The organism is Rhodococcus sp. KB6 (genome assembly GCF_001445685.1).
Lineage (GTDB): Bacteria > Actinomycetota > Actinomycetes > Mycobacteriales > Mycobacteriaceae > Rhodococcus_F > Rhodococcus_F qingshengii.
In genome coordinates, this window is the sequence record NZ_LNAK01000163.1 from 375,949 (window position 1) to 399,736 (window position 23,788).

The 23,788-nt window shown below is 61.8% G+C and carries 6 protein-coding genes; 4 read left to right on the forward strand and 2 right to left on the reverse strand.

Features of this window, described 5'->3' with window-relative positions:
* The first annotated feature begins 83 nt into the window (after positions 1–83).
* The 3 genes from ASU23_RS32750 (at position 84) to ASU23_RS32760 (ending at position 3,931) form a co-directional block, all read left to right on the forward strand.
* Complete coding sequence (locus tag ASU23_RS32750; RefSeq protein WP_082661515.1) at positions 84–2,075, forward strand: glycosyltransferase family 39 protein; 1,992 nt, start codon at positions 84–86, stop codon at positions 2,073–2,075.
* A 34-nt stretch (positions 2,076–2,109) separates the two neighbouring features.
* Positions 2,110–3,366: a hypothetical protein gene (locus tag ASU23_RS32755; RefSeq protein WP_042925087.1), complete on the forward strand. Its 1,257-nt coding sequence runs from the start codon at positions 2,110–2,112 to the stop codon at positions 3,364–3,366.
* A gap of 61 nt (positions 3,367–3,427) precedes the next feature.
* Positions 3,428–3,931: a GbsR/MarR family transcriptional regulator gene (locus ASU23_RS32760; protein WP_058039484.1), complete on the forward strand. Its 504-nt coding sequence runs from the start codon at positions 3,428–3,430 to the stop codon at positions 3,929–3,931.
* A gap of 36 nt (positions 3,932–3,967) precedes the next feature.
* On the opposite strand, the gene ASU23_RS32765 is transcribed toward ASU23_RS32760, so the two are convergent.
* Complete coding sequence (locus ASU23_RS32765) at positions 3,968–4,999, reverse strand: iron-siderophore ABC transporter substrate-binding protein (protein ID WP_020969805.1); 1,032 nt, start codon at positions 4,997–4,999, stop codon at positions 3,968–3,970.
* Between the two features lie 182 nt (positions 5,000–5,181).
* The gene (locus ASU23_RS32770) at positions 5,182–7,041 is read right to left on the reverse strand and encodes a DUF4012 domain-containing protein (protein ID WP_058039485.1); all 1,860 of its coding nucleotides are present in this window, start codon (positions 7,039–7,041) and stop codon (positions 5,182–5,184) included.
* A 192-nt stretch (positions 7,042–7,233) separates the two neighbouring features.
* On the opposite strand from ASU23_RS32770, the gene ASU23_RS32775 reads away from it, so the two are divergent.
* On the forward strand, positions 7,234–23,460 hold the full coding sequence (locus tag ASU23_RS32775; protein WP_058039486.1) for a non-ribosomal peptide synthetase: 16,227 nt from the start codon (positions 7,234–7,236) through the stop codon (positions 23,458–23,460).
* Positions 23,461–23,788: the final 328 nt, after the last annotated feature.

Genomic DNA, 23,788 nt, shown 5'->3' on the forward strand with positions numbered 1-23,788 from the left:
GCAACTTTCCAGCCGGCTCCCAGTGCCGCCAGGGTTGGAGACGCGATCGTTGGCAGGACAGTAACTCGTGAAGGGACTTCCTGATGACCGCCGTTCTGCATCCGGCCCCGCCTCAGCGCCCGGCACCAACTGCCCATCGAGCGGAGTTCTCGCCGTCGTGGTTCCGCACGCGCAGTACAGGATTGGCGCTGACGATCCTGTTGGCAGCAACGGCAGTCCTGTATTTGTGGAATCTGACTGCGAGTGGCTACGCCAACACCTTCTACGCTGCGGCGGCGCAGGCCGGCTCCCAGAATTGGAAAGCGTGGTTCTTCGGTTCCCTCGATACCTCGAATTTCATCACTGTCGACAAACCGCCCGCTTCATTGTGGGTCATGGGTGTGTCCGGACGAATCTTCGGATTCTCGAGTGCCAGTCTTCTAGTTCCGCAGGCGTTGATGGGCGTCGGATCGGTTGCGCTCGTGTATGCGGCCGTCAAACGAGTGGCGTCGCCCGCTGCGGGTTTGGTGGCGGGAGCTGTTTTGGCAGCTACGCCCGCTGCCGCCCTGATGTTCAAGTTCGACAATCCTGATGCACTGTTGGTTCTGCTCATGACTCTCGCCGGCTACTTCGTTATTCGCGCCATGTGCACGGCGATAGGTCGTCGAGCCGCTATGTGGGTGGCGCTCGCAGGAGTAGCGCTGGGGTCTGCCTTTCTCACCAAGATGCTGCAAGGGCTGATGGTGTTGCCTGCATTTGGTGCCGCGTATTTGATCGCCGGACAGGTGCGCTTGCGGGCTCGCCTGGTCCACCTGGTGATCGGTGCTGCGTCCGTTGTCATATCGGCTGGGTGGTGGGTGTTGGCAGTGTGGCTGTGGCCCGCGGATTCTCGCCCGTACATCGGCGGATCGACCAACAACAGCGTCATGGACTTGGTAGTGGGATACAACGGATTGGGTCGACTTTTCGGGAGCACCGGTGGCGGTGGCGGAATGGCCGGTGGCAGTGCAGGTTCGAGCTTCGGGGGAAGTGCCGGACTCGAACGGCTGTTCGGCAGCGAGATGGGTATCCAGATTTCCTGGCTTATTCCTGCGGCTTTGATTGCGCTGGTGTTCGGCCTGCTCGCCTGTGGGCGCGCACCGCGCACAGATCTTGTCCGTGCGTCGTTGATCCTTTGGGGTGGCTGGTTTCTCGTTACCGGCCTGATCTTCAGCTACATGTCCGGCACGATCCACCCCTACTACACAGTTGCGCTGGCGCCCGCCGTCGCGGGGATGATCGGGACCGGTGGATACGCTCTGTGGTTGGTCCGTGCCCGTTGGATCGGACGTTGCGGGTTGGCTGCGACGATGCTGGCCGCAGGAATCTGGAGCTGGGTGTTGTTGCACCGCAATGCCGACTGGCTGCCGATGCTGAAGTGGATTCTGTTGGCGGGCACTGTCGTCGGCGCGATCCTGGTTCTCGTGGGAGCTAAGGATCGATTTCGCAAGCTCGCTGTCGCTGGATTGATTCTTGGATCGTTGGCAGGGATAACCGGTTCTGCGTCTTACGCGATTGCCACTGCCGCAACAGCGCACGGTGGGTCCATCCCGACGGCCGGACCGACCGGCGCCGTGTCCGACTCCGGAATCGGCGGGGGAGGAGGTATGGGTGGGGGCCCAGAGCTGCAAAACGGTGACGCTACGCCGAATTCTTCTGACGCGACTGTAAATCCGGCGTCGAACGGGCAAGAACTGAGTAGCGGCAGTGAAAGTACTTCCGAGTTGACGGCAATGCTGGTCAATTCGGGCACCACGTGGTCGGCCGCGACCAACGGCTCGCAAAGCGCAGCAACCTACGAGTTGGCCAGCAATACCGCGGTGATGGCGATCGGCGGTTGGAGTTCCGATCCCGCACCGACATTGGATCAATTCATCCAGTACGTGGCAGACGGAAAAATTCACTACTACATTGCCGGTGGCCAGGGCGGAAGCCAGCGAGAGCGCCAAAGCGGGGACAGCACGTCGAATGTCATCCAGGAATGGGTCGAAGCGAATTTCACGTCGACAACGGTGGGAAATTCCACGATCTACGACCTCAGCGGGTATGTCGGATAGCGACGTAGTTGTTGTGGTAGGCAATGATCGAGAAATGTCTGGGCGCACCGCACACGAGTCGAACCGTCGCCGCGAGCAATGGACCTGGCGTGACGGGCTGGTGATCGTCTCGATCGTCGCCTTGGGAACTGTTGTCGCGGCGGTGACGAACGAGGACACGGGCGCGTCGATTCCCGGCTGCGATTCGGTGGCATCGCCGGGTCCGCCGGTGCGTATCAACTACGGTTTTGCCGGTGAGCCCGGCTATGACGACCCGGACTATCCATGGTTCTCGGGACCGAAGGCCACCGCCATGAGCGACGCACTACTCGAATCGCTGCCTTCCGATGTCGACGTTGCATTTGCGAGTCCATCGAAATCGCTCGAGTTTGCGCCGATCCAGAATTACCGGGGTGCCTCGTTTCCTGACGGGGTCGACCCGATCGAGTTCAGCGGTTCTACGTCGGCGAAGGGAACCTTGACTCGCGTCGGGCGGACTGCGGATATCTCGGTTCAGGTGCGTGCATGGGATCAGCCGGTGCCGCCGTGCTTGGAGGGTCTGGTGGATCGGCGGGAGCATCTCGAAAACGGAACAGTGCTCGACATCGCCGATTTCGAGGACAGAGCCGATTTCGAAGACACAGACGGTTCGGAAGTCGGGGGCGAGCGCGGAGTCGTCGCGTATCTCGGTGATGGATCCCGGGTTGTTGCCAGCGTCGACACGTCGACCGGAACTTCGTCGGATGCTTCCCCGCTCTTGACGATGGACGAACTGATCGCGTTAGCGACCGCGCCGGGGCTTGCGGTGACTGCGCCGGTTCCAGACTCGACGCCGCCGCCGATGGCATCCTGCTACACCGATTCTGTGAATGCCGGTCCACCTGCGTCGCGCATGGATATCGACCGACTGAATCAGTTGCTCGATGCACGTTGGAAGGATCTCGGCGCGGCAGGCGTCACTTTGGAGCGCCCGCTCGGTTCGTTGGTTCCAGATGATTACGGACAGGGAGGAGTGTGCGAGCGGATCGTCGCCTCGACAGCGGACGGCAGCAGCGATGTCGAAATATCAGTTGGTACCGCTGTGCCGGAACCGGGTGAGACACTGACGTTGCCAGGCTCCACCACCGTGACTCGCCTGGTCGATCCCGATGGCTCGGGCGATGACACGGTCCGGGTTGTTCACCCCTCCGGCGAAACAGTAGTGGTGACCCAGTTCGTGACATCGGCTGGCTCCACATCGGCGTCGCCTTTGACAATCGAACAGCTCGAGTTCATCGCAACCACTCCAGGGCTGGTGATTTCGGCTCGGTGACGGTGGTGCTGGCACAATAGTGGCGAATTGTTCGTACCCAGAGACGTCGGAGGCTCAACGAATGGGCGATGCCAGCCCTGCTCGCGGTGACGATTTCTCCACCTGGTTCATCGACCAGTTCTCCGTGTACTGGCAGTCCGGCGGTGGGGCCCGCATCGAAGGACGTATTGCGGGCTATCTGTTGATCAGCGAGTCGCCAGGGGTCAGCGCCGAAGAGTTGGCGCAGGCACTCGGAGCAAGTCGCGGATCGGTGTCCACCTATATTCGTCGGTTGATCGACCGGGGGTTCGTCAAGCTCACGCGCAGGCCTCGGGATCGGACTCACTACTACGTCATGGATTCCGACGTGTGGGGCGGATTCCTCGAAACAGAGCACGTGTATCTCGAGAATCAACGCAAGCTTGCGACCGAGGCCCTGCAGTACGCAAATCCCAACGGTCCCGCGTACATTCGTGTGCTCAACATGCGCGATTACATGGGGTGGATCATCGACAATCGCATGCTGAGCAGTGAGTGGATGCGATTCAAAGCTGAACGCGACGGCAAGAAACCCGCGTCCGAATAGGACGCGGGTTTCTCGATCGCACGATGCTGATCTACATCACTTGTTCAGCTTCGCGATTGCCTCGTCGATCATCGGCACGTAGCGCTCGAGCGACCAGGGCACGGTCAGAGGGTTGATCATCGAGGAACCGGTGACGAAGGGCTGTTCGGTCGGAGCGATGACAGTTCCCCGAGCCACAGCGGGGATTGCCTGGTAAGCGGGCTGCGCTTCGATCTCGGCCCGGTTGGCCGGGTCCGAGTAGAAGGTGAAGAGCAGGTCGGACTTGTCGAGGAGGTTTGCGTTCTCGAGGCCGATGACGGCGGAGTCTGTTCCTTCAGATTCCGTCAAGGTGTAGACGACGGGATCCACCTGCAGGCCAAGTGCGCGGACCATGGCCACACGCTGCTCTTCGGCGAAAAAGACGCCGAGGGTTCCTGGGCCCGTGTTGTAGATGAAGGAGAAGCTGACGTCGGCGTAGTTCGGATGTGCTGCAGTCGATTCCGCGAACTGCGACTTGATCTTGTCGATTTCGGACGTTGCCTTCTCGGATTCACCCATGGCTTTGCCGATGACGTTGATCTGGTCTTCCCACGTGATGGTCCAGGGGCTCTCGGCGTAGGCGACGGTCGGCGCGAACGCGTTGAGTGAGTCGAACTGCTGCTGTGTGATGCCGGACCAGGGGGCGAGGATCAGGTCGGGTTCGAGAGCGATGATCGCCTCGATGTTGAGATCGGTTCCGCCGGTAAACTGCTCTGGCAGTTCGCCACCTTGCTTCGTGACCGCTTCGTGGACCCACGGCAGATACCCGGTGTCGTCGCTGCCCCATGCGTACTTTTCGACGCCGACGGGGATCGTGCCGAGCGCTATTACGGTCTCCGCCGACCCCATGCCGAGAGTCACGATTCGCTCGGGCTTTTCGGTGATGACGGCGTTTCCGAGCGCACTTTCGATGGTGACGGTTTCGAAGTCGCTGCTGCTCGATTCGGTTGCGGTGTCGTTGTTACTGCATCCGCCGATTACCAGGGCGGCAATGACCAATCCACTCAGCGCCACAGTTCGGCGAAGTGAGCGCACACGGGCGTATCGCATGGGGTACCTTCCGTTGTCGATGCGCCGAGGAGTGAGACTCCGACGGATCGCAGCCGACGGCCGGTTCCAGGCGCGTCAGGAAGCATAGGCTAGCCTTTGCCAAAGTTTCAAATCTGCTGAAAGTTCACGAGTCCGACAAACGGCGACATGCCAGGGGCCTCGTCGACGTTTGCCGGACAAGCTCAGCAGCTAGGAACGTCGACGGTAATCTTCGGGTCGTCGACAAGCGGCTGGACCGGTACGCGAGCTTCGCCCTCGGCTGTGGGCTCGGTCAGATCGAACTTCAGCTCAACCGTCTGGCCTCGCGGAATGACGGCCCTGGTCATGTAGGCCGGGTGACCCTGTTCAGTTCCGTTGACGGCAAACGAAATCTGTCCACCCACGGAGACGGCATCGAGTTTGGCGCCGGCTGTCGCAAGCAGAGTGACTGCAGCCACATTGGTGCCATTGGGCAGTCGTCCGGGGTTGTCGACGATCCCGCTGACATATTCGGTCAGGTCGGCGTCGGGCGCGTTGTTGGTCAGTCGAACGGTGACCGTTGTCTTTCGGGTGTCGCCGGTGCACGTCTGGGCTGTGTAGTCGATTTCTCGTGTGAGGTAGTAGTCGAGCTTGTTGCCGGCTTGGTTGTTGATCACCACACCGGCATACGGAGCCGCATCATCGGGAATGGTGTGCCCGAGGACGGTGTCGTCAAGAACCGATTGTTCGTCGGGGTGAGAGCTCCACACTGCGATTCTGCCCTCGCTGACACCTCTGCCCAGAGCCTCCAGTAATGCGCTCGGCGACTTGATGTTCCCGGTCATCTTCGCCACGACACGGGCCGCGATTGTCTGCAGATACTGCTTTCGTGCCTTGTTGTCGGAGGGAAAGCGTGCGTACGCGGTCGACTCGGTCAACTCAACGACGTTGTCGGCGGTGACCGACTCTCCGTCCGGCATCTCTACTGGTCCCACCGCCGCGAGGAGGTAACTCAGTGCTATCGGATCGGTCGCTATCGCGCCGTCGACCAGCTCACCCCCGGACTCCTGTGACCACAGGGACTGCCAGATCTGCGCTGCGTAGGGAAAGTGCGAGCTGAGGTTGCTGTTGCGAAAATCGGTGGTCGGTCGACTGTTTCCGTACAGCTGGTTGAAGTCAGGACCAAGGTCTATCGGTTGATTGTCCAGTGTTAGTTCGGAGTTGGGGGAGAGTGTGTCCACCCGAGCGGCGCCGTTGTCGACTCGGACGATGCCGTATCCACCCAACAGGCCGCCGGTTCCTCGCGCTTCCGCATTGGTCTGGAAACCGATGAAGTAGTTGCGCGGTCCGTCGGTGCCGAGCATCGCCGGTGCGATGCGCGCCGCGGTGGCGGTGTTCGTCAGGAGGGTAGCCAGTTCGCTTGTCTGCGACTGTAATTCTGCTCTGGCATCGTTAACTCGGCCCAGGTACTTCGATTCGGGAACTTCCTGTGCCTGCGACGACAGCAATTCCGCGGCGATAGCTGTTTCGGCCAGTTTCGGTTCCGCTTCGCGTAACGGTGCGAGTGCCAAGCGCCCACCGGGCTGCACCAATTCCGTTGGTGCGAGTGAAGTTCCGGTAGTCACGGCAGGGCCGAGAACGTCACGCGTAAGCCCCTGAACGACCTCGGTCATCTGGCGCGTCGACTCGAACGGCGACCCGATGACGGGAATTGCGGCGGTGATGTTCCAGGGGAGTGAATGGGTGTTGTCATATGCGGCCGATGCTTCGCGATCGGCTTCCGCCGCGGCAGACTCTGCGACTCCCGTATCTCCGGCCAGGAGAGCGCTCTTCGCCGACTGTGCGTGGTCGCGAGCCGCCTCCAGGTTGTCTTTCGCCTCGTATGCCGTGTACCCGAGCCATGCCACGAAACCGCCCACTACCAGCGTCGTTGCGGTGATCGCGACTGCCGTTCTACGGCTTCGGAGAAAAGCGGCCGCCCCCTTGGTTTCGCGCTCCGGGCCCCTCGGTGGGATGGTGTTGGAGCCGCTCGGTTCAGCCCCGGAATCGTCGTCGGACTTTGGTCCCACCGTGTCGTTGTTCATCCGCTGAAGCTCCTGACGTTTGAGTGCGTGAAAGCTGCGTCGACATGTCTAGCAGTGTTGGCCCAGTGGTGAAAACTTAGACGAGACAGTAGGGTTCGGTTCGGCCGTTCGTGGTGTTCGCTCCCATGGATTCACGTGATCAGCCACCGAACGTTCGTGAAAAACAAGGCTGGTGAAATGTGAGGTGACGGGTTGAGTGCTTTTCCGTTGTCTCGGGCTCAGCTCGCGCTGTGGTTCGCGCAGCAATTGAGTCCGTCAACTCCGTTCGTGGTGGCTCAGTACGTGGAACTACGCGGACCGGTTGACGTCGACGCGCTGATCGAGGCAACGAATACGGCATGTCATGAATTGGAGTCGCCGTTCGTTCGCCTCGTCGCTACCGATGCCGAGCCGGCACAGGTCGTCGATCATTCGATCGTCGACGATCTCGCATACCTCGACTTACGCAGCGACCGCGACCCGGTTCAGCGCGCGAACGAGTGGATGACAGCGGAATACTCACGGCCACTTGACGTGATGTCTGACCGCCTGATCTCGGCAACCTTGCTTCACCTGGCAGATGAGCACTACTACTGGTACTCGCACGCCCATCACCTCGTGCTCGACGGACATGCGGCGATGACACTCACCGCTCGGGTGGCCGAGCGCTATTCGCATCTGGTTCATGGCAAGACGCTGACTCCTTTCGGTGGTCTCGGGGTACGTGCACTGCATGACCTCGACGTCGATTACCGATCCTCGTCGCGGTATCGATCGGACGAGCAGTACTGGACGGAGATGTCCGAAGGCCTGCCCCGCCCGGTTCGCCTCGCCGACGGCGCCGGCCTGACGTCCATGCCGCAGCGCATGATGGTTCGGACACTGAATCCAACTCTTGCAAAACAGCTTTCGGATGTCGCGACCGAGTGGACTACGTCCGAGGTGGCGGTCCTCGTCGGTGCATTCGCGTCTTATCTCGGTCGCATGACTGATTCCGATGACGTAGTCCTCAGCTTGCCGGTGTCCGGCCGCACCACGGCGACGTCGAGACGTTCAGGTGGGATGCTGTCCAACATCGTGCCTGTTCGTGCGCAACTCGAACGGGATCTGTCGCCACGAGAACTGGTGCGTCAGATCTCGGTTCAAATGACCGGTGCGCTACGCCACCAGCGATTCCGCTACGAGGACATGGGCTTCCAGGAAGGTCAGGGCGGATCCCGTGAGGCGGCGGGCCCGGCCGTGAACGTCATGATGTTTCACGAAGCCATTCGGCTCGGCGACGTCGTCGGCGAGTTTCACGTCCTCACATCCGGCCCCACCGAAGACCTGTTCTTCAGCATCTATCCGTCGATCGCGGGGGAGAACGTTCGCCTTTCCTTCGAAGCCAATCCGCACCTCTACAGTGAACGTGACCTGGCGATGCATCATCGTCAGTTCGTTCGGCTACTCGAGGGGTTCCTCGACTCTGCTACCCGTGCGCTCGGTGACCTCCGCATCCTCTCGACGGATGAAGTGAAGGATCTGGTCCCCGCGCTGGGTCCGCGGACGGACGGATTCGCGACGCTCGATTCGGTCATCAGAGGCGGCGCAGGGCAGGGGAGTGCTGTCGCGATCCGCGAGCAAGGTGTGGACGTCACTTATGACCAGCTCGGCGCTCGCGCGGATGCACTCTGCGCCTTGCTCGTGGAGAACGGAGTCGGACGAGGCGACGTCGTCGGGATCCTCACCGAGCGCTCGACCGATTCCGTAGTTGCATTCCACGCGGTAGTGCGGGCTGGTGCTGTCCTTCTTTTCGTGGATCCTCAAACACCCTCCGAGCGTGTCGCTTTCATTCTCGACGACGCCGACGTGTCCGTTGTGGTCGGTGGCGAACTCGTGGACGTGCCGGCTTGGGTGTGCGTCGTTGATCCCAGTGGCGACGAGACCGTCGAAGGGCCGGTGGATCGACGCGTGGGGGCGGGTTCATCTATCGCCGACCTGTCTCTGGACGACACCGCCTACGTGGTCTACACCTCTGGTTCTACCGGGCGACCGAAGGGTGTCGCGGTCACGCACCGAGGCATTGTGCCGTTGCTGCGTTCTCACGCACGGCGTCTGAACATCGATAGTTCCTCCCGCGTCGCGCTCCTTGCAAACACATCGTTCGACGTGGCGATCCTCGAGATTCTGCTTGCACACGGCTGCGGCGCGACCGCAGTGATCGTTCCTCCCGGATTGATCGGCGGAGTGGACCTCGAAGACTATTTGCGGCTCGAAGGTGTCACGCACCTGAACTCGACGCCATCGGTTCCGTTGACGATGGATCCTCGGGCTTTGCCGGAACTTCGAGTCCTGAACGTCGGCGGCGAGCGACCGCCGGGAGCGCTAGTGGATGCGTGGTCGAGTCACGTCGACATCGTGAATTCGTACGGCCCCAGTGAAGCGACCGTCGCGGCATTCATGAGCGAGCCACTCGAGCCTGGCGGTGATACTCCGATCGGGCGTCCGATCGACGGCGTTGCCGCTGTGGTGTTGGATTCGTGGTTGCGTCCGACTCCGGTCGGCGCCGCGGGGGAGCTGTACGTGATGGGACACGGACTGGCGCGAGGGTACCTTTCTCCGACGCTCACCGCGGAGCGTTTCGTAGCGGCGCCCTTTGGTGCCACTGGTGCCGGCGAGCGCATGTACCGCACCGGGGATGTCGTGCGATGGAACGATGCCGGTCAACTCGAGTTCTTGGGTCGCTCTGATCAACAAGTCAAGATCCGTGGAGTACGCGTCGAACTGGGCGAGATCGAGGCTGTGCTCCTGTCGACTCCCGGCGTTGCGCAAGCAGCGGTGGTCGAGCGATCCGGGTTGCTTGCGGCGTATGTGACCGTGGCCGAAGGTGCAGCTCATCCGTTGAGCCAGACGATGGTGCTCGATCATCTGGCTTCCCGACTTCCTCGTTCCATGCTGCCGAGTTCGGTGACTATTTTGGCAGCATTGCCCGTCACGAGCCATGGAAAGACTGACCGTTCAGCGCTCCCCGAACCGGCGTCGTCCGCGCCGGCCGAGCAGCGCGCGGCGGTCAACCGTCCGATCGAGTACGACGAGGAATTGATTGCCTCGGTGATGGCCGAGGTCCTCGGCGTCGGAGTTCTCGGACCGCACTCCGACTTGTTCGCCTGGGGCGGTAGTTCACTCGACGCCGTGTATTGTGCCGCGCGAGTGAGTTCCGCTCTCGGAAGACGGGTTGGTGTCAGGGACGTGTTCGGTGCCCCGACGCCGGCGCGCCTGGCCCGGGTGATCCGTGCGGGGCGGGCGGAGTGGATGGTGGAACCCCAACGCATTTCGGACGACCTCGTCGTGGAAATCGCACCGGCGCAACAACGCCTGTGGTTACTCAACCGTCTGGATCCCCAGTCGTCGGCGTACAACATTGCGTTCGAGGTCGCGTTCAGTGGTGCTCTGGATATCGAGGCGATGAGGGCGGCGGTAGGTGACCTGACCGATCGCCATCTCGTCTTGCGTACTGTTTTCTCGTTCGACCAGAATCACGATGCGTGGCCGATCCAGGTTGCGACCGCGACTCCGGTGACTCTGATCGAGGTTGCGTCCGAGGATTACGAGGCTGCGTCAGCGGATTTGGTTGCGGCGGGTTTCGACCTGGCGACCGATGCGCCTCTTCGCTTGATCCTCGCCTCGGGCAGCGACGCCGACCACCGCATGACCGTGGTTGCCCATCACATCGCCCTGGACGGCCTTTCGTTCGCGACGATCGTCTCGGACCTCATCGCGGCGTACGACGCTCGCGCCGACGGACGGTCGCCGATCTGGCCTTCGCCCGCTCTCGACTACCGCGACTATTCCGCTTGGCACAGAACCATTCTCGGTGATCCCGCGGATCCACAGAGCTTGGCAGGACGCCAGCTGGAATTCTGGTCCGACACACTCGCCGGTGTTGATCCGACTCTGGCGCTTCCCGTGGACAGATCCCGCCGGCCGGACCAACCGTCGTCGGCGCGGGACGTGACGTTCGAGTTCCCCTCACCTATCCATGCGGCGCTGAACGAGATCGCTCGCGCGCACGACTGCACAACCTTCATGGTGTTGCACGCCTGCCTTGCGATCGCACTGAGCAAGATCACCGGTGCGTCCGATGTGGTCATCGGGACCCCGACCTCCGGACGAACGCATCCTTCGTTCGACGGTGTCGTCGGTATGTTCGTCGGGACCGTCGCGCTGCGAACGCTCCTTCGCGGCGGAGACACGTTCGGTGAGTTCTTGACTCGGGTGCGCGAGGTTGATGTGGCGGCCCTGTCCAATGCGGACGTCCCGTTCGACTGGGTGGTCGACCGTGCGGTCGGTGGGGCCGTAGGCGAGAAGAATTCTTTCCTCCGAGTTGTTCTCGCTGTCGATCCGGTAGCGCCCGACTCCGAGATCGCGATGGGAACTCTGACGGCGCACGGCACTCCGCTACCCCCCGTGCACCCTCGCTTCGACCTCGAAGTGACGGTGCGCGAGGATCGTACGATTGACGGCGACGCGAGCGGTATTCGCGGTACATTCCGATATGCCGACGATTTGTTCGATGCAGGCACCGTGCAGAGCTGGGTCGAGCGGCTTCGTCGAGTGTGTGGCTCGATTACCGAGAACTCGTCAATCATGCTGCGTGACATCGATGTTCTCAGTGTTGCGGAACGCGAAGAATTGTCGGCTCGGGTGCCGGCGCCGTCGATTGTCGCGCAGTCGCTGCCTGACCTCTTCGGGGCCGTCGCAGCCCGGCATCCGAATGCAATCGCGGTGTCGAGTGGCGATACTCGTTTCACCTATGAAGAGGTGCGAGTTCGTTCGGAGGGCCTTGCCGCTGTCTTGATCGATCGAGGAATTCGAGTCGGTGATCGCGTGGCGGTCGCCCTGCCTCGATCGGTCGACCTCGTCGTAGCCATCATCGCTGTCGTTCGCGCGGGCGCGACGTACGTACCGATCGACTTGCAGTATCCCGACGCTCGTATCCACTACGTACTTGCCGATGCAGGCCCGAAAGCGATTCTGTCGACGGACGAATCTGCTGGGCGGTTCGTTGGGTACGAGCAACTTGTCATCTTCGTGGACGAGACGACTGACGCTACGGCCGACTGGCCCGTTGCACAGTCGGAGTCCGCCGCCTACGTGATCTACACTTCCGGATCAACTGGAGCACCCAAAGGCGTAGTGGTGTCTCAGGACAACGTGTTGGCGCTGCTCGCCTCGACCCGAGAGATCTTCGACTTCAACGCCGAAGATGTATGGACGATGTTTCATTCGTACGCATTCGACTTCTCGGTCTGGGAGATGTGGGGTTCGTTGACCACTGGCGGATCCCTCGTGATCGTGGACGGTGATGTCGCGCGCTCACCCGAAAGATTCGCGGATCTGATTGTGCGGGAACGAGTGACCGTTCTCAATCAGACCCCGGCCGCCTTCTATGCGTTGGCGGAAGTCACGCAGGAAATGCTGCTTCCGCTCCGGACGATTGTTTTCGGCGGTGATCGCCTCGACGCCGGGCGCGTGGAGGCTTGGTTCGATCGGCACCCGGACGTGCGGGGCGTCAACATGTTCGGAATCACCGAAACCACAGTCCATGTCACCAGTTTCGATCTTGTCCCCGGTGACGAGACTGTCTCGCCGATCGGGTCCCCACTACCAGGGTTGCGCAGCTACGTACTGGACGCGTCGTTGAAGCCCGTCCCTCCGGGATCTGTCGGCGAACTGTATGTTGCGGGTCCGCAGGTGGCCGAAGGCTACTTGGGTCGACCCGCGATGACGTCTTCGCGATTCGTGCCTGAACCCGGATTCGATGGATCACGGATGTACCGCAGCGGCGATCTGGTCCGTTGGCGAGCCGGCCGACTCGAATATGTTCGCCGCGCCGACGGTCAGATGGCACTGCGCGGTTACCGCATCGAACCGGGCGAGGTCGAATCCGCGCTGTTGGCTCACACGTCGGTGGAGCAGGCCGCGGTAGTGGTGAGAGAACTCGACAGCGGGCCGACTTTGGTCGGTTACATCACCCCGGGGAGCGGACACGACCTCGACGGCGTCTTGCGGACTGCTCGTTCGTTGCTGCCCGCGCACATGGTTCCGTCGGCTTTGATGGCGCTCGCGTCATTACCGGTCACGATCAACGGCAAAATCGACCGAGCATCGTTGCCGACCCCGGTGTCTCTCACGCAGCCGACTCGGCAGTCGCGAGACTTCTTCGAGCAGACAGTCGCAGCCATTCTGAGCGATTTGATGGAAGTTCCGCATGTCGATCCGGTCCGGAACCTCTTCGATCAAGGCGCCAATTCCTTGATCGCCACTCGTCTTTCGTCGCGTCTGAACTCCGCCCTGGGCTGTAACCTCGACGTCCGCGATGTGTTCGAGCACCCATCCGTCGATCAGCTCGCAGACATCGCTGCTGCGCGGATAGGTGTAGGGCGAACCGGCGCGGAGCACGCGTCTGACGTGTCCTTGGGGCCTCGTTCGGACAACACGGAAGTGCACCTGTCAGCTTCCCAGCATCGAATGTGGATTCTGAATCAGTTGGATACAGACTCCGCCGGATACAACATCCCGATCGTGCTGCGCTTGGCAGGCGAGCTGGACGTGGTTGCGGCCGAACTGGCAATTCGTGACGTGATCAATCGCCATCGCACTCTGCGGACCGTGTACCCGGTTGTCGGCGGCGGCCCGGTTCAGACGGTGCTCGACGCCGAGGATGCGCTTCCGGCCTTTCAGCTCGAGGCACTCGACGGCGGCGACGCCGAGAATTGTGTAGCAGAACTGGTGGGTTCGGGCTTCGATGTCACCGTTGATCCGCCCGTACGTGCGGCACTTCTCCAGGTTTCACCTGTCGAGCACATCCTGGCTGTCGTCGTCCATCACATTGCCGCCGACGCTCGATCACTCGAATTGTTGGTCCGCGACTTCACTGCGGCGTACATCGCCCGCTCGGCGCAGCACGCTCCGCAGTGGTCGCCGCTCGCGCTCGAATACTCCGATTACAGTGCATGGCAAAGGGAATCGGGGATTCCCGAGACGGTACGCAGCTACTGGATGCAGGCTCTCGAAGGACTTCCCGAGCAGGTGACGCTTCCCCTCGATCGTCCACGTTCGACGTTCGCCCGTGCGTCGAGCTGTCGGGTGGAGATCTCAGGTTCGGTACGAACGGGCCTTCAGACACTCGCACGATCGAACAACGCGACCATGTTCATGGTTGTACACGCCGCTCTCGCGGCGCTGTTGGCGAGGTACAACGGTATCGATGACGTAGCTGTCGGCACTGTTGTGTCCGGACGCGTCACACCTGAACTCGACGAGCTGGTCGGCATGTTTGCCGGCACGATTGTTCTTCGAACCGAAGTCGATCCGTCGAACTCGTTCGGCCGGTTGGTCGAGCAGGTTCGTCAGCGTGACGTAGCGGCGTTCGCGCACGCAGAGATGCCCTTCGAATCGCTGGTCGATCTGATCGACCCACCGCGATCGCGTTCGCGACATCCGTTGTTCCAGGTGGCGCTCTCGTTCCGAACTGCTGAGACCGCCGCGTGGTCGATACCAGGGCTGGACATCACACAGATTGCTCCTGAAGTCAGGCACGCAAATTTCGATCTGCAGGTCAACGTCACGGACGAGGGGGTCGGGGGCGAACTCGGTCTCGAATTCGTCTACAACGCTGATCTATTCGATGATCTGACGGTATCGAGCTTTGCGGGCCGGTTCGAGCGCTTCCTGAATCAAGTGTCTGTCGACCCGAATGTCGCCGTAGGGCAAATCGACCTGTTGGACAGTGCGGAACGAGCTCTTCTCGTCCCCGCACACGGCGCGGTCGACCGGCCTGATCGATCTCGACTTTCCGGTACGACACTTGCCTCCATGCTGCGCTTCGGCGTCGAATCCGCCCCGGACGCTGTGGCGGTCGAGGGTGAGGGCAACACACTGACTTACCGGGAACTCGATGCCCAGTCGGATGTCGCAGCCGACGAGTTGCGCTCCCGGGGAGTTGGAGTCGACCAGGTCGCTGCTTGGACTGCAGATCGGTCGATTGCGTCGATCGTGCAACTGTGGGCAATCGCGAAGGTCGGTGCAGCTCCGGCATTGACGGACCCGGAACAGCCGCAGGCGCGAGTACGCGATGTCCTCGAAACACTGGGCACCGGAGCGATCGGCGGCCGCAACGCTGGTGGTGAAGACGCTGGTGCTGAAGACGCTGGTGGTGAGAAAGTCACCGACTCGGTGCGCGAATATTCCGAGAACCTGGCGGCCTACGTAGTTTTCACGTCAGGAACGACCGGAACCCCCAAGGCTGTGGTCGTGACCAACGGCGGGCTCGGTGTGATCGCCGAAGACCTGCCCGGTCGATTCTCGGCTGGGCCAGGTTCTCGCGTATTCCATCGCGGAGCGCCAGGATTCGACATGACGTTGCTCGAGGTGCTCATCGCGAGTGCGTCCGGGGCCACGCTCGTTCTGGCGAAGAACGAAGAACTGTTCGGCTCGGGACTCGCATCAGCACTGAGGCGCGAGCGAATTACTCATCTGTGCGCCACACCTACTGTCGTCGCCTCGATCGGCGATCCTTCGCTGCCGGACCTTTCCACGGTGATGTTCGGGGGCGAGCGACTCGGCGGCGCGTTGGCGAAGCGCTGGCAAGCCGGACGCCGAGTCATCAACGGATACGGACCTGCCGAGTCGACGATGTATTCGCTTGCTACCGAACCACTGTCGATCGAACAACTGTCGATCGAACAACTGTCGGCTGACACTCACGACGGATCGATCGGGTATCCACTGGCCGGGGTCGACGCCGTCGTACTCGATGATCGACTCGAACCGGTGCCGCCGGGAGTCGTCGGCGAACTGTATCTCTCAGGTCGAATGCTCGCTCGCGGTTACGCCGGCCAACCGGCCCGAACTGCGGAACGATTCGTGGCAACCGGTTCAGGCGCCCGGATGTACCGGACGGGCGATCTGGTGAGGTGGAAGCCGGAAAGCCCCAAATCCGAGGGAAATACGTATCGCCTGCATTATCTCGGGCGGACCGACGTGCAGGTGAAGGTCAACGGTGTCCGGATCGAACCGGGTGAGATCGAGGCAGTCATTCAGTCTGTCGTGAACGTCGACTTCTGTGTCGTCGGGGTTCGGTCGGCCGAAGGTGGAAGTCCTCTGTTGGTCGCCTACGTGAGAAGTTCAGGTGCCGAAAGAGTTGACACTGGTCAACTTCGCGCTGCCGCCGCAGAAGTCCTTCCGACGTACATGGTTCCGCATGCCATCGTCGACATCGAGGGCGAGCTTCCGATGCGGAACGGCAAGGTCGACTTCGCCCGTCTCCCGTCGCCGACACTGGATGCTTCCCGTGCAGAGGGGCCGGCCACCGCCACCGAACGTGTTGTAGCCGGAGCTTTTGGTTCCGTCCTCGGTGGGAATGAGGACGACCGCGACGCAGACTTCTTCTCGCTCGGGGGCAACTCGCTGTCGGCCGCGGAGGTTACCTCGCTCTTGAGTAGTACTCTGGGGCTGGTTGTTCCGCTCAGGACCGTATTCGAGCATCCAACAGTTGCGGCATTGGCAGCCCGGCTCGATTCGCTCGAGCAGAACGACTCGGTGACCGATCTTGTCCGACTGGAACCGCGCCGCGACCCCACGCCCGCACCCCTGTCACGAAACCAGCGTGCGATGTGGGTACTGAATCAGCGAAACACGGCGAGCGGCGCGTACAACCTGCCGATCTGCATCGAGATCGACGGTGAACTCGACGCGGCCGCGCTGCGTCAGGCAGCAACGGATCTTGTCGGTCGTCATGATGTCCTCAGAACCCGGTATCCGGGCACTCCACCGGTTCAGGTCGTGGATCCTCCGACCTCCGTGACAATGGAAACGCGGCTGGTCGCCGACATCGAGGTCGAGGTGCTGCTGCGAGAGTTCGGCTCGCGTGGTTTCGATGTAGCGGCAGACCTGCCGGTGCGCTGGATGCTGCTCCAGGTGTCACCGGTCAGGCACGTTCTGGCAGTGAGCTTTCATCACATCGCAGTCGACGGGGTGTCGATGCGAACGGTGGTCGGCGACCTGCTGACCGCGTACGGCAAGCGACGAGCTGGACTGGATTCGCAATGGTCTCCGTTGCCGATCCAGTACGGGGATTTTGCCGCGTGGGAGGCAGCACGTGACGTTTCCCCTGTCGTCGAGCAGTTCTGGCGCCGAACGCTGGACGGTGTGACATCTGTGTCTCCGCTGACGGTGGATCACTCCGATGGCGGGCCGGATACCTTAGCGCAGCGAGTGAACTTCGTGATACCAGCCGTCATCACCTCGGCACTGCAGGCGCGAGCCGACCGATTGAAGGTCTCGCTGTTCGCGGTGGTTCATGCGGCGTTGTCGGTGGTGCTTGCCAAGCTGAGTGGAAATCCCGATGTCGTGATCGCGACAGCTGTCGACGGACGGCGGGCGCCTCAGCTCGACGGCGTGGTCGGCATGTTCGTGGATACGGTGCCTCTTCGCCTTCGGATCGACGGGGACGTGCCGATCGATCTTCTGTTGGGTGCAGCTTTCGATGCTGATGTGGCAGCGTTCGAAAACAGCTCTGTTCCTGCCGAGTTGGTTGGTGAGCTGCTCGGTGGACGAACTCCCCAGATTGCGCTGGGTCTGCAGAACTTCGCGATCCCTGCCGTGGAGGTTTCCGGCCTCACGATCGAGGCTCGCGAAATCGAGACCGCGACAACGAAGTTCCCCATGCATGTCTCGCTCGCACCCGCTGACGACGGTTCATTGACCGGAGCGCTCATCTATGCCGCGAGCGCATTCGATCCTTCGAGCGCCGACGCGGTTACCCGACAGCTGTCGAGAGTGCTCACCTCGATTGCCGAGGATGTACCAGTACTCGTTTCGGATCTCGTGGTGGGCGCGGCGCCCAGTTGGACTGCTGCCGAGGTCGATTCGTCCCGCACACTGACCGAGATCTTCGCCGCCACCGCGGCGCGATTCCCGAACAACATTGCTCTCGACGACGGACACCGCACGGTGACGTATGCCGAACTCGACTCTGCCTCGGATGCCCAAGCCTGGGAACTGGTGGCTCGGGGAGCAGGACCGGGTGCTGTGTACGAGATTCCGGCGGTGCGGACTATCGCGTACCTGGTCCGAATGTTGGCGATCTCGAAAACGGGAGCGGCATTCGTGCCGATCGACCCCGACCTGCCACCGGCACGTCTGAAGCAGCTGCGCACAGTCCTCTCCGATCGCAGCCCTGTTCCCGGTCGGCAGTATCCGGATTCAGTCGCGTACGTTGTTCACACGTCCGGGTCGACCGGTGAACCGAAAGGCGTTGCAGTCACCCACCGAGGACTGGGCCTGCTGACCGACGATGCTGTCCGCAAGTACGGCGTGACCTCGGACTCGGTTGTGCTGCACGGTTACAAACCGACGTTCGATGCAGCAATCCTCGAGATGATGTTGGCGATCGGCGCCGGGGCTACCTTGGCGGTCGCTCCTCGGGAGGCTTTCGGCGGAAGGGCACTCGAAGAATTCGTCGCAGAACGCGGCGTCACTCACATGTTGTCCACTCCAGCCGTACTCGACACGATGGCTCCAGAGCGGTTCGATTCGCTCGAGGTGGTGGCAGTCGGTGGCGATGTGCTCTCACCTTCCACCGCGCGTGCGTGGAGTCGCCGCGCGCGAATGCTCAATGCGTACGGACCGACGGAATGCACGGTGGTCACCACTGTCGCCGAGGTGGATCATCGGGTCACCATCGGAGTCCCGCTCGCCGGAATCGGTGCAGAGGTGCTCGATACGCGACTGCGTCCGGTGCCGTGGGCCGGGATCGGTGAGTTGTACGTCAGCGGGCCCGGGCTTGCGATGGGCTATGCCGGAGATCCTGCCGGCACCGCCACGTCGTTCATCGCAGCACCCGGTGGGCACCGCCGTTATCGGACCGGTGATCTGGTTCATCGCCGCACGGATGACAGGCTCGGATTCGTCGGACGCTCCGACCGTCAGATGAGCGTGCGAGGAATCCGCGTCGAGCCCGCCGAAATCGAATCAGCTCTGCGTCGGTGCACGGGCGTCGAGGCTGCGGCGGTTGTCCTCGTCGACGACATCGCCGTTGCGTGCGCGGTCGGCGATGGTGTGGAGGCGGATCAGCTGACAATCGAGTTGGCCGCGATGTTGCCTGCGTATCTGATGCCCGGCCGCGTGGTCGTATTGGAGTCGATCCCGCTCACGACGAACGGAAAACTGGACGCAGATGCGTTGCGGCGCCATGTGTTCGAGAGCCAGGCGCCCGATGCAGCAGTGACGGTTTCGGAGGAACTCGTCACCGCTGTCATGTCGGAACACGTGTCCGGAAGTTTCGGCGCTCTGCACAACCTGTTCGAATCAGGTGGTGATTCGTTGGCCGCGGCAGCGGTGGCAGGTCGACTCGCCTCGATCTTCGCGCGAGATGTGCCTGTTCGCGCCGTCTTCGACAATCCGTCGCCGCGAGCGATGTCTCAGTGGCTGTCGGCGAGCGCGTCCGATGGCAAACGCCGCGAACTGACTCGACGTGATCCCGGCAAGCCGGCCCCGCTGGCGCCCTCGCAACAACGACTCTGGCTGATCAATCAGCTTCAGCCGGAATCGACTGCGTACAACCTGACGTTTGCAGCGGTCCTTGCAGACGACGTCGATCGTTCGGTCTTGAGCAGCGCGCTCGGCGACGTCGTCGATCACCATGCCGTATTGCGAACTGTCTGTGTTCCGGGTGAATTCGGTCCGCAACAACTTGAAATGGACTCTGTTGCATTCGATCTCACTGCGGTACACGTCGGCGATATCCGTGCGAGCGCTTCGGCATTCGCGACTGTGCCGTTCGATCTCGAACGAGATGTTCCGTTCCGTGTGCGTGTGTTCGCCGAAAAGGCAGGAGTCGACTCTTCAGGACTGACGGTCCTGGTCATCGTTGTTCACCACATCGCGATCGACGGAGCGTCGATGGGCCCGATCCTGACCGATTTCGTGGCAGCATTCGAGGCCAGGTCGGCAGGTCTTCCCTGGGATCGCTCGTCGGGGGAGATCAGCTACGGCGACTACAGTTTCTGGGCGAGAGAGAGCTTGGGTGACCCCGAGGATTCTCTCAGCATGGCTCACCGGCAACTCGACTATTGGTCGGACGCACTTTGTGGCGTCGAGGATGTGTTGGCTCTACCCGTCGACAACCCCCGGAGTCCCGTGTCTTCACGATCCGAGGAGATGGTGACGGAAGTCCTCGACGGCGCCACCTACGACGCGTTGTCGGCGTTGGCTCGTTCGCATGGCGTCACGGTATTCATGGTCGTCCACAGCGTGATTGCCGTGCTGCTCGCTCGCGAGTGCGTCACGGACGACGTCGTGGTGGGAGCAGCTGTGAGTCTGCGGAACGATCCGGCGCTGCTGAGCGTCGCCGGAATGATGGTGGGTACTGTCGCATTGCGCACGAGGATCAACTCCACCGATCGCTTCGCTGCTGTTCTGGACGAGGTTCGCCGTGTCGATCTGGAAGCAATGGCGAACGCGGACGTCTCGTTCGACGACGTCGTTGCGAAGGTCGATCCGCCGCGCAGGATGAACGAGCATCCGCTGTTCACGGTCATGCTGGCGTACCGGCGAGCGCTGGAGTTGCCGCAGATCGACGGCATTACCGTCTTCGACATCGAGAATTCAGGGGCGTCGACCGGTTACGACTTGACGTGGGACCTGGTCGACACCGGTGACAGTCTGACTATTCGATTGCTGTATGCGACGGACAAGTTCCGCGAGTCGACCGCGGAACTGTTCATGCAGCGGGTGAGACGTATCGCCGAATCAGTGACCGCGGAACCCGAGATTGTGATCGGGGAGATCGAACTGCTGTCCGGACTCGAACGCTCGGCGCTGACTGCTGCGAATCCTCGCCACGTCGAACCTCTGACGATTGCCGACATTTTCGAACGCGCTCTGCGTCAGGCGCCCGACGGCGTAGCGCTGGAAGAGAACGGCAGACGCTGGACTTACCGCGACCTGCACGAGGAGTCGTCGCACTGGACACGCGAGTTGGTGGTCCGAGGAATCGGACCCGACGACGTGGTGGCCGTTGCGCTCGGGCGCGGGCATCTGTGGATCGTTGCGTTGTGGGCAGTAGCGCGTGCAGGCGCAGCGTGGCTGTCGCTCGATCCGGCGCTGCCGACAGCGCGCCGGCAGACGATGGTCGAGGAATGCGGTTCGGTTGTCGGTTTGACAGCGGGAGGTGCATCCGAGAGTTTGCCCGAGTGCGTCGAGTGGGTGGCGATGGACGAATCCCGCACTGCTGGTGGCGCTGCCGAGGTATCGGTAACGCCGGCTCACCCCGACAACCTCGCCTACGTCATCTACACGTCGGGTTCCACGGGAAGACCCAAGGGCGTGGAGGTTTCACATCGCGGAATCATGAACGTCTGCACCGCCCACGCCGAGATCGCCGAGCTCGAGCGTGGCCCCCGAGTCCTGCAATTGGCGTCGTCGACCTTCGACGCGTCGGTGATCGAGATCCTTCTCGCGGCTGCAGGGTGTGGAACGCTGATTCTGACTCCCGACTTCGTCTACGGGGGAGAAGAACTCACGAATCTGCTGATAGCCGCCGACGTAACACATCTGATCGTGACGCCGACGGTCCTGGCGACAGTCGATCCGGATGCAGTGCAACCGTTGATCGTCGAATCGATGGGGGAGCCGCTCTCTGCGCGCCTTGCGTCGGCGTGGTCACCCCGACATCGCATCGTCAACGGATACGGACCGACCGAATCAACGATCGCGGCATCGATTTCCGCACGGATCACTGACGCGGACGTCACTGTCGGCACTCCAGTCCCTGGTACGACAGCATTTGTTCTCGATCAGAGGCTCCGACCGGTTCCGGATGGCGTTGCGGGAGAACTGTTCCTCGCCGGTGAGAATGTGGCACGGGGGTACGTCGCTTCCCCGGCTCTGACTTCCGAGCGCTTTGTTGCCAATCCTCACGCGGTGGGGACTCGGATGTATCGCACGGGTGACCTCGTGCGTCGTAGGCGTCACGACCGAGCGCTCGAGTACCTGGGTCGCAACGACGCGCAGGTGAAGGTGCGGGGTGTCCGCGTGGAACCGGCGGAGGTCGACGCGGCTCTGTCAAGCCATGGAGCAGTGGCCTTCTCGGTAACCGTTGTCTGTGACGACGGGCACGGATCCGCTGAGCTCCGTTCGTATGTGACGTTGGCGGAAAACGGTTCGGCGACGGAATCGGAGCTTCGCGGGTTCGTCTCCGGCCTGCTGCCGAAGCACCTGCTGCCTTCGTCGGTGACGATAGTGGGCGAGGTACCGTTGCTCGCTTCGGGGAAGATAGACGCAGCGGCACTTCCTGCTCCTTCACCGCAGCCAGGGTCGAGTGTGGATCGACCCATCTCGGATACCGAACGTCACGTGGCACAGGCATTCGAGGGCGTGACCGGCGCGATATCGGTCGGCCGCTACGACGACTTCTTCGAGCTCGGCGGGACATCGATGGGTGCAGTTCGAGTGGCTACGCGCTTGCGTGAGAGCCTGAACAGGGAATTCCCGGTTCAATGGATTTTCACCGACCGAACTGTGGCGGAGCTTGCCTCTCGGATGGATCTCGTTCATGCCGATGTCTTCGAGGGTGATTCGCTTCGTTCGGATCCGCTGGACACGGTCGTCATGCTCGGAGGCGACCCCGATGACCAACGGCCGCCGTTGTTCTGTGTGCATCCGGTCAGCGGAATCGCCTGGTGCTACGCCGGACTCGTCGGTCAGCTGCGGGGTCGACGGGTGTACGGCATCCAGGCAACGGGAGCAGGTGAATTGCCAGGCACGGTGGCGGAGTTGGCGTCGGGGTACGTCGATGCCGTACGGACGGTGCAGCCGTCGGGTGAATACCATCTACTCGGTTGGTCTGCCGGCGGAACGATCGCGCTCGAAATGGCGAGCCAGCTCGAAGAGGCCGGCGATCTGGTCGGTTCGGTTGTCATGCTCGACGCGCTGTTACCGGAGATGATGCCATCGGTACAAGCGGCTCCGAAACCTTCCGAACTGTTCGCGCAGATCGGGCTATCCGAGGTTGAAACTGACACTGCAGCACTGACTTTCACAGACGTTGCGGCAGAGATCCGAAGGCAGACCGGTATGGATTTCCTTTCCGATACGGTACTCGAATCCGTAGTGGGTCGGGTGGAAAAACTGTCGCGAATCGTTCGGGACCACACGCCGAGGCACTATTTCGGGTCAGTGGAACTGTTTGTGGCGCAGCATGATCTGCCTGAACATCGTCACCTGGTCGAAAGGTGGTCCGAACTGGTGGGGCCGTTGCGGGCGTACCTGGTCGACTGCTCCCACTCGGAAATGTCGAGCACTGAGGTGTTGGCAGAGGTCGCCCAAGTTCTCGTCGGCTATCTCGAAGGTGTCGATTCGGATTCGAAGGATCGCAATCATACTGGGGTGCAGTAGATCTAACGGGCCGGGACTTTGGTCCGGAATTGTCACTCCCGTGGTCCCCTTGCTTCAGTTCCGCAAGTAGAATCTGTAGCATTTCCCTTGTGGCAGTAAGCCATTCAGAAACTATCTCCGGAGGATCGTATGTTGGGTTCCCTTTTTTCCATCAGCTCTGAAATCGGTGTTCCGTCCGTCGACGCGCTCTTCGAGGCTGCTCGGACCATCATCGGCGCGCTCTTCGGCCTGAGCTGACACGTCGCAGCGACCTTCCCCCGCGGTGAAGAAAGTCCCTGTTCTCCGACAAGGAGAACAGGGACTTTCGTGCAGCCTGCAGGTGAGCGTT

Excerpts from the sequence above, each read along its gene's own strand:
- ASU23_RS32750 (WP_082661515.1), top strand. The coding sequence starts at position 84 with ATGACCGCCGTTCTGCATCCGGCCCCGCCTCAGCGCCCGGCACCAACT.
- ASU23_RS32755 (WP_042925087.1), top strand. The coding sequence starts at position 2,110 with ATGTCTGGGCGCACCGCACACGAGTCGAACCGTCGCCGCGAGCAATGG.
- ASU23_RS32760 (WP_058039484.1), top strand. The coding sequence starts at position 3,428 with ATGGGCGATGCCAGCCCTGCTCGCGGTGACGATTTCTCCACCTGGTTC.
- ASU23_RS32765 (WP_020969805.1), bottom strand. The coding sequence starts at position 4,999 with ATGCGATACGCCCGTGTGCGCTCACTTCGCCGAACTGTGGCGCTGAGT.
- ASU23_RS32770 (WP_058039485.1), bottom strand. The coding sequence starts at position 7,041 with ATGAACAACGACACGGTGGGACCAAAGTCCGACGACGATTCCGGGGCT.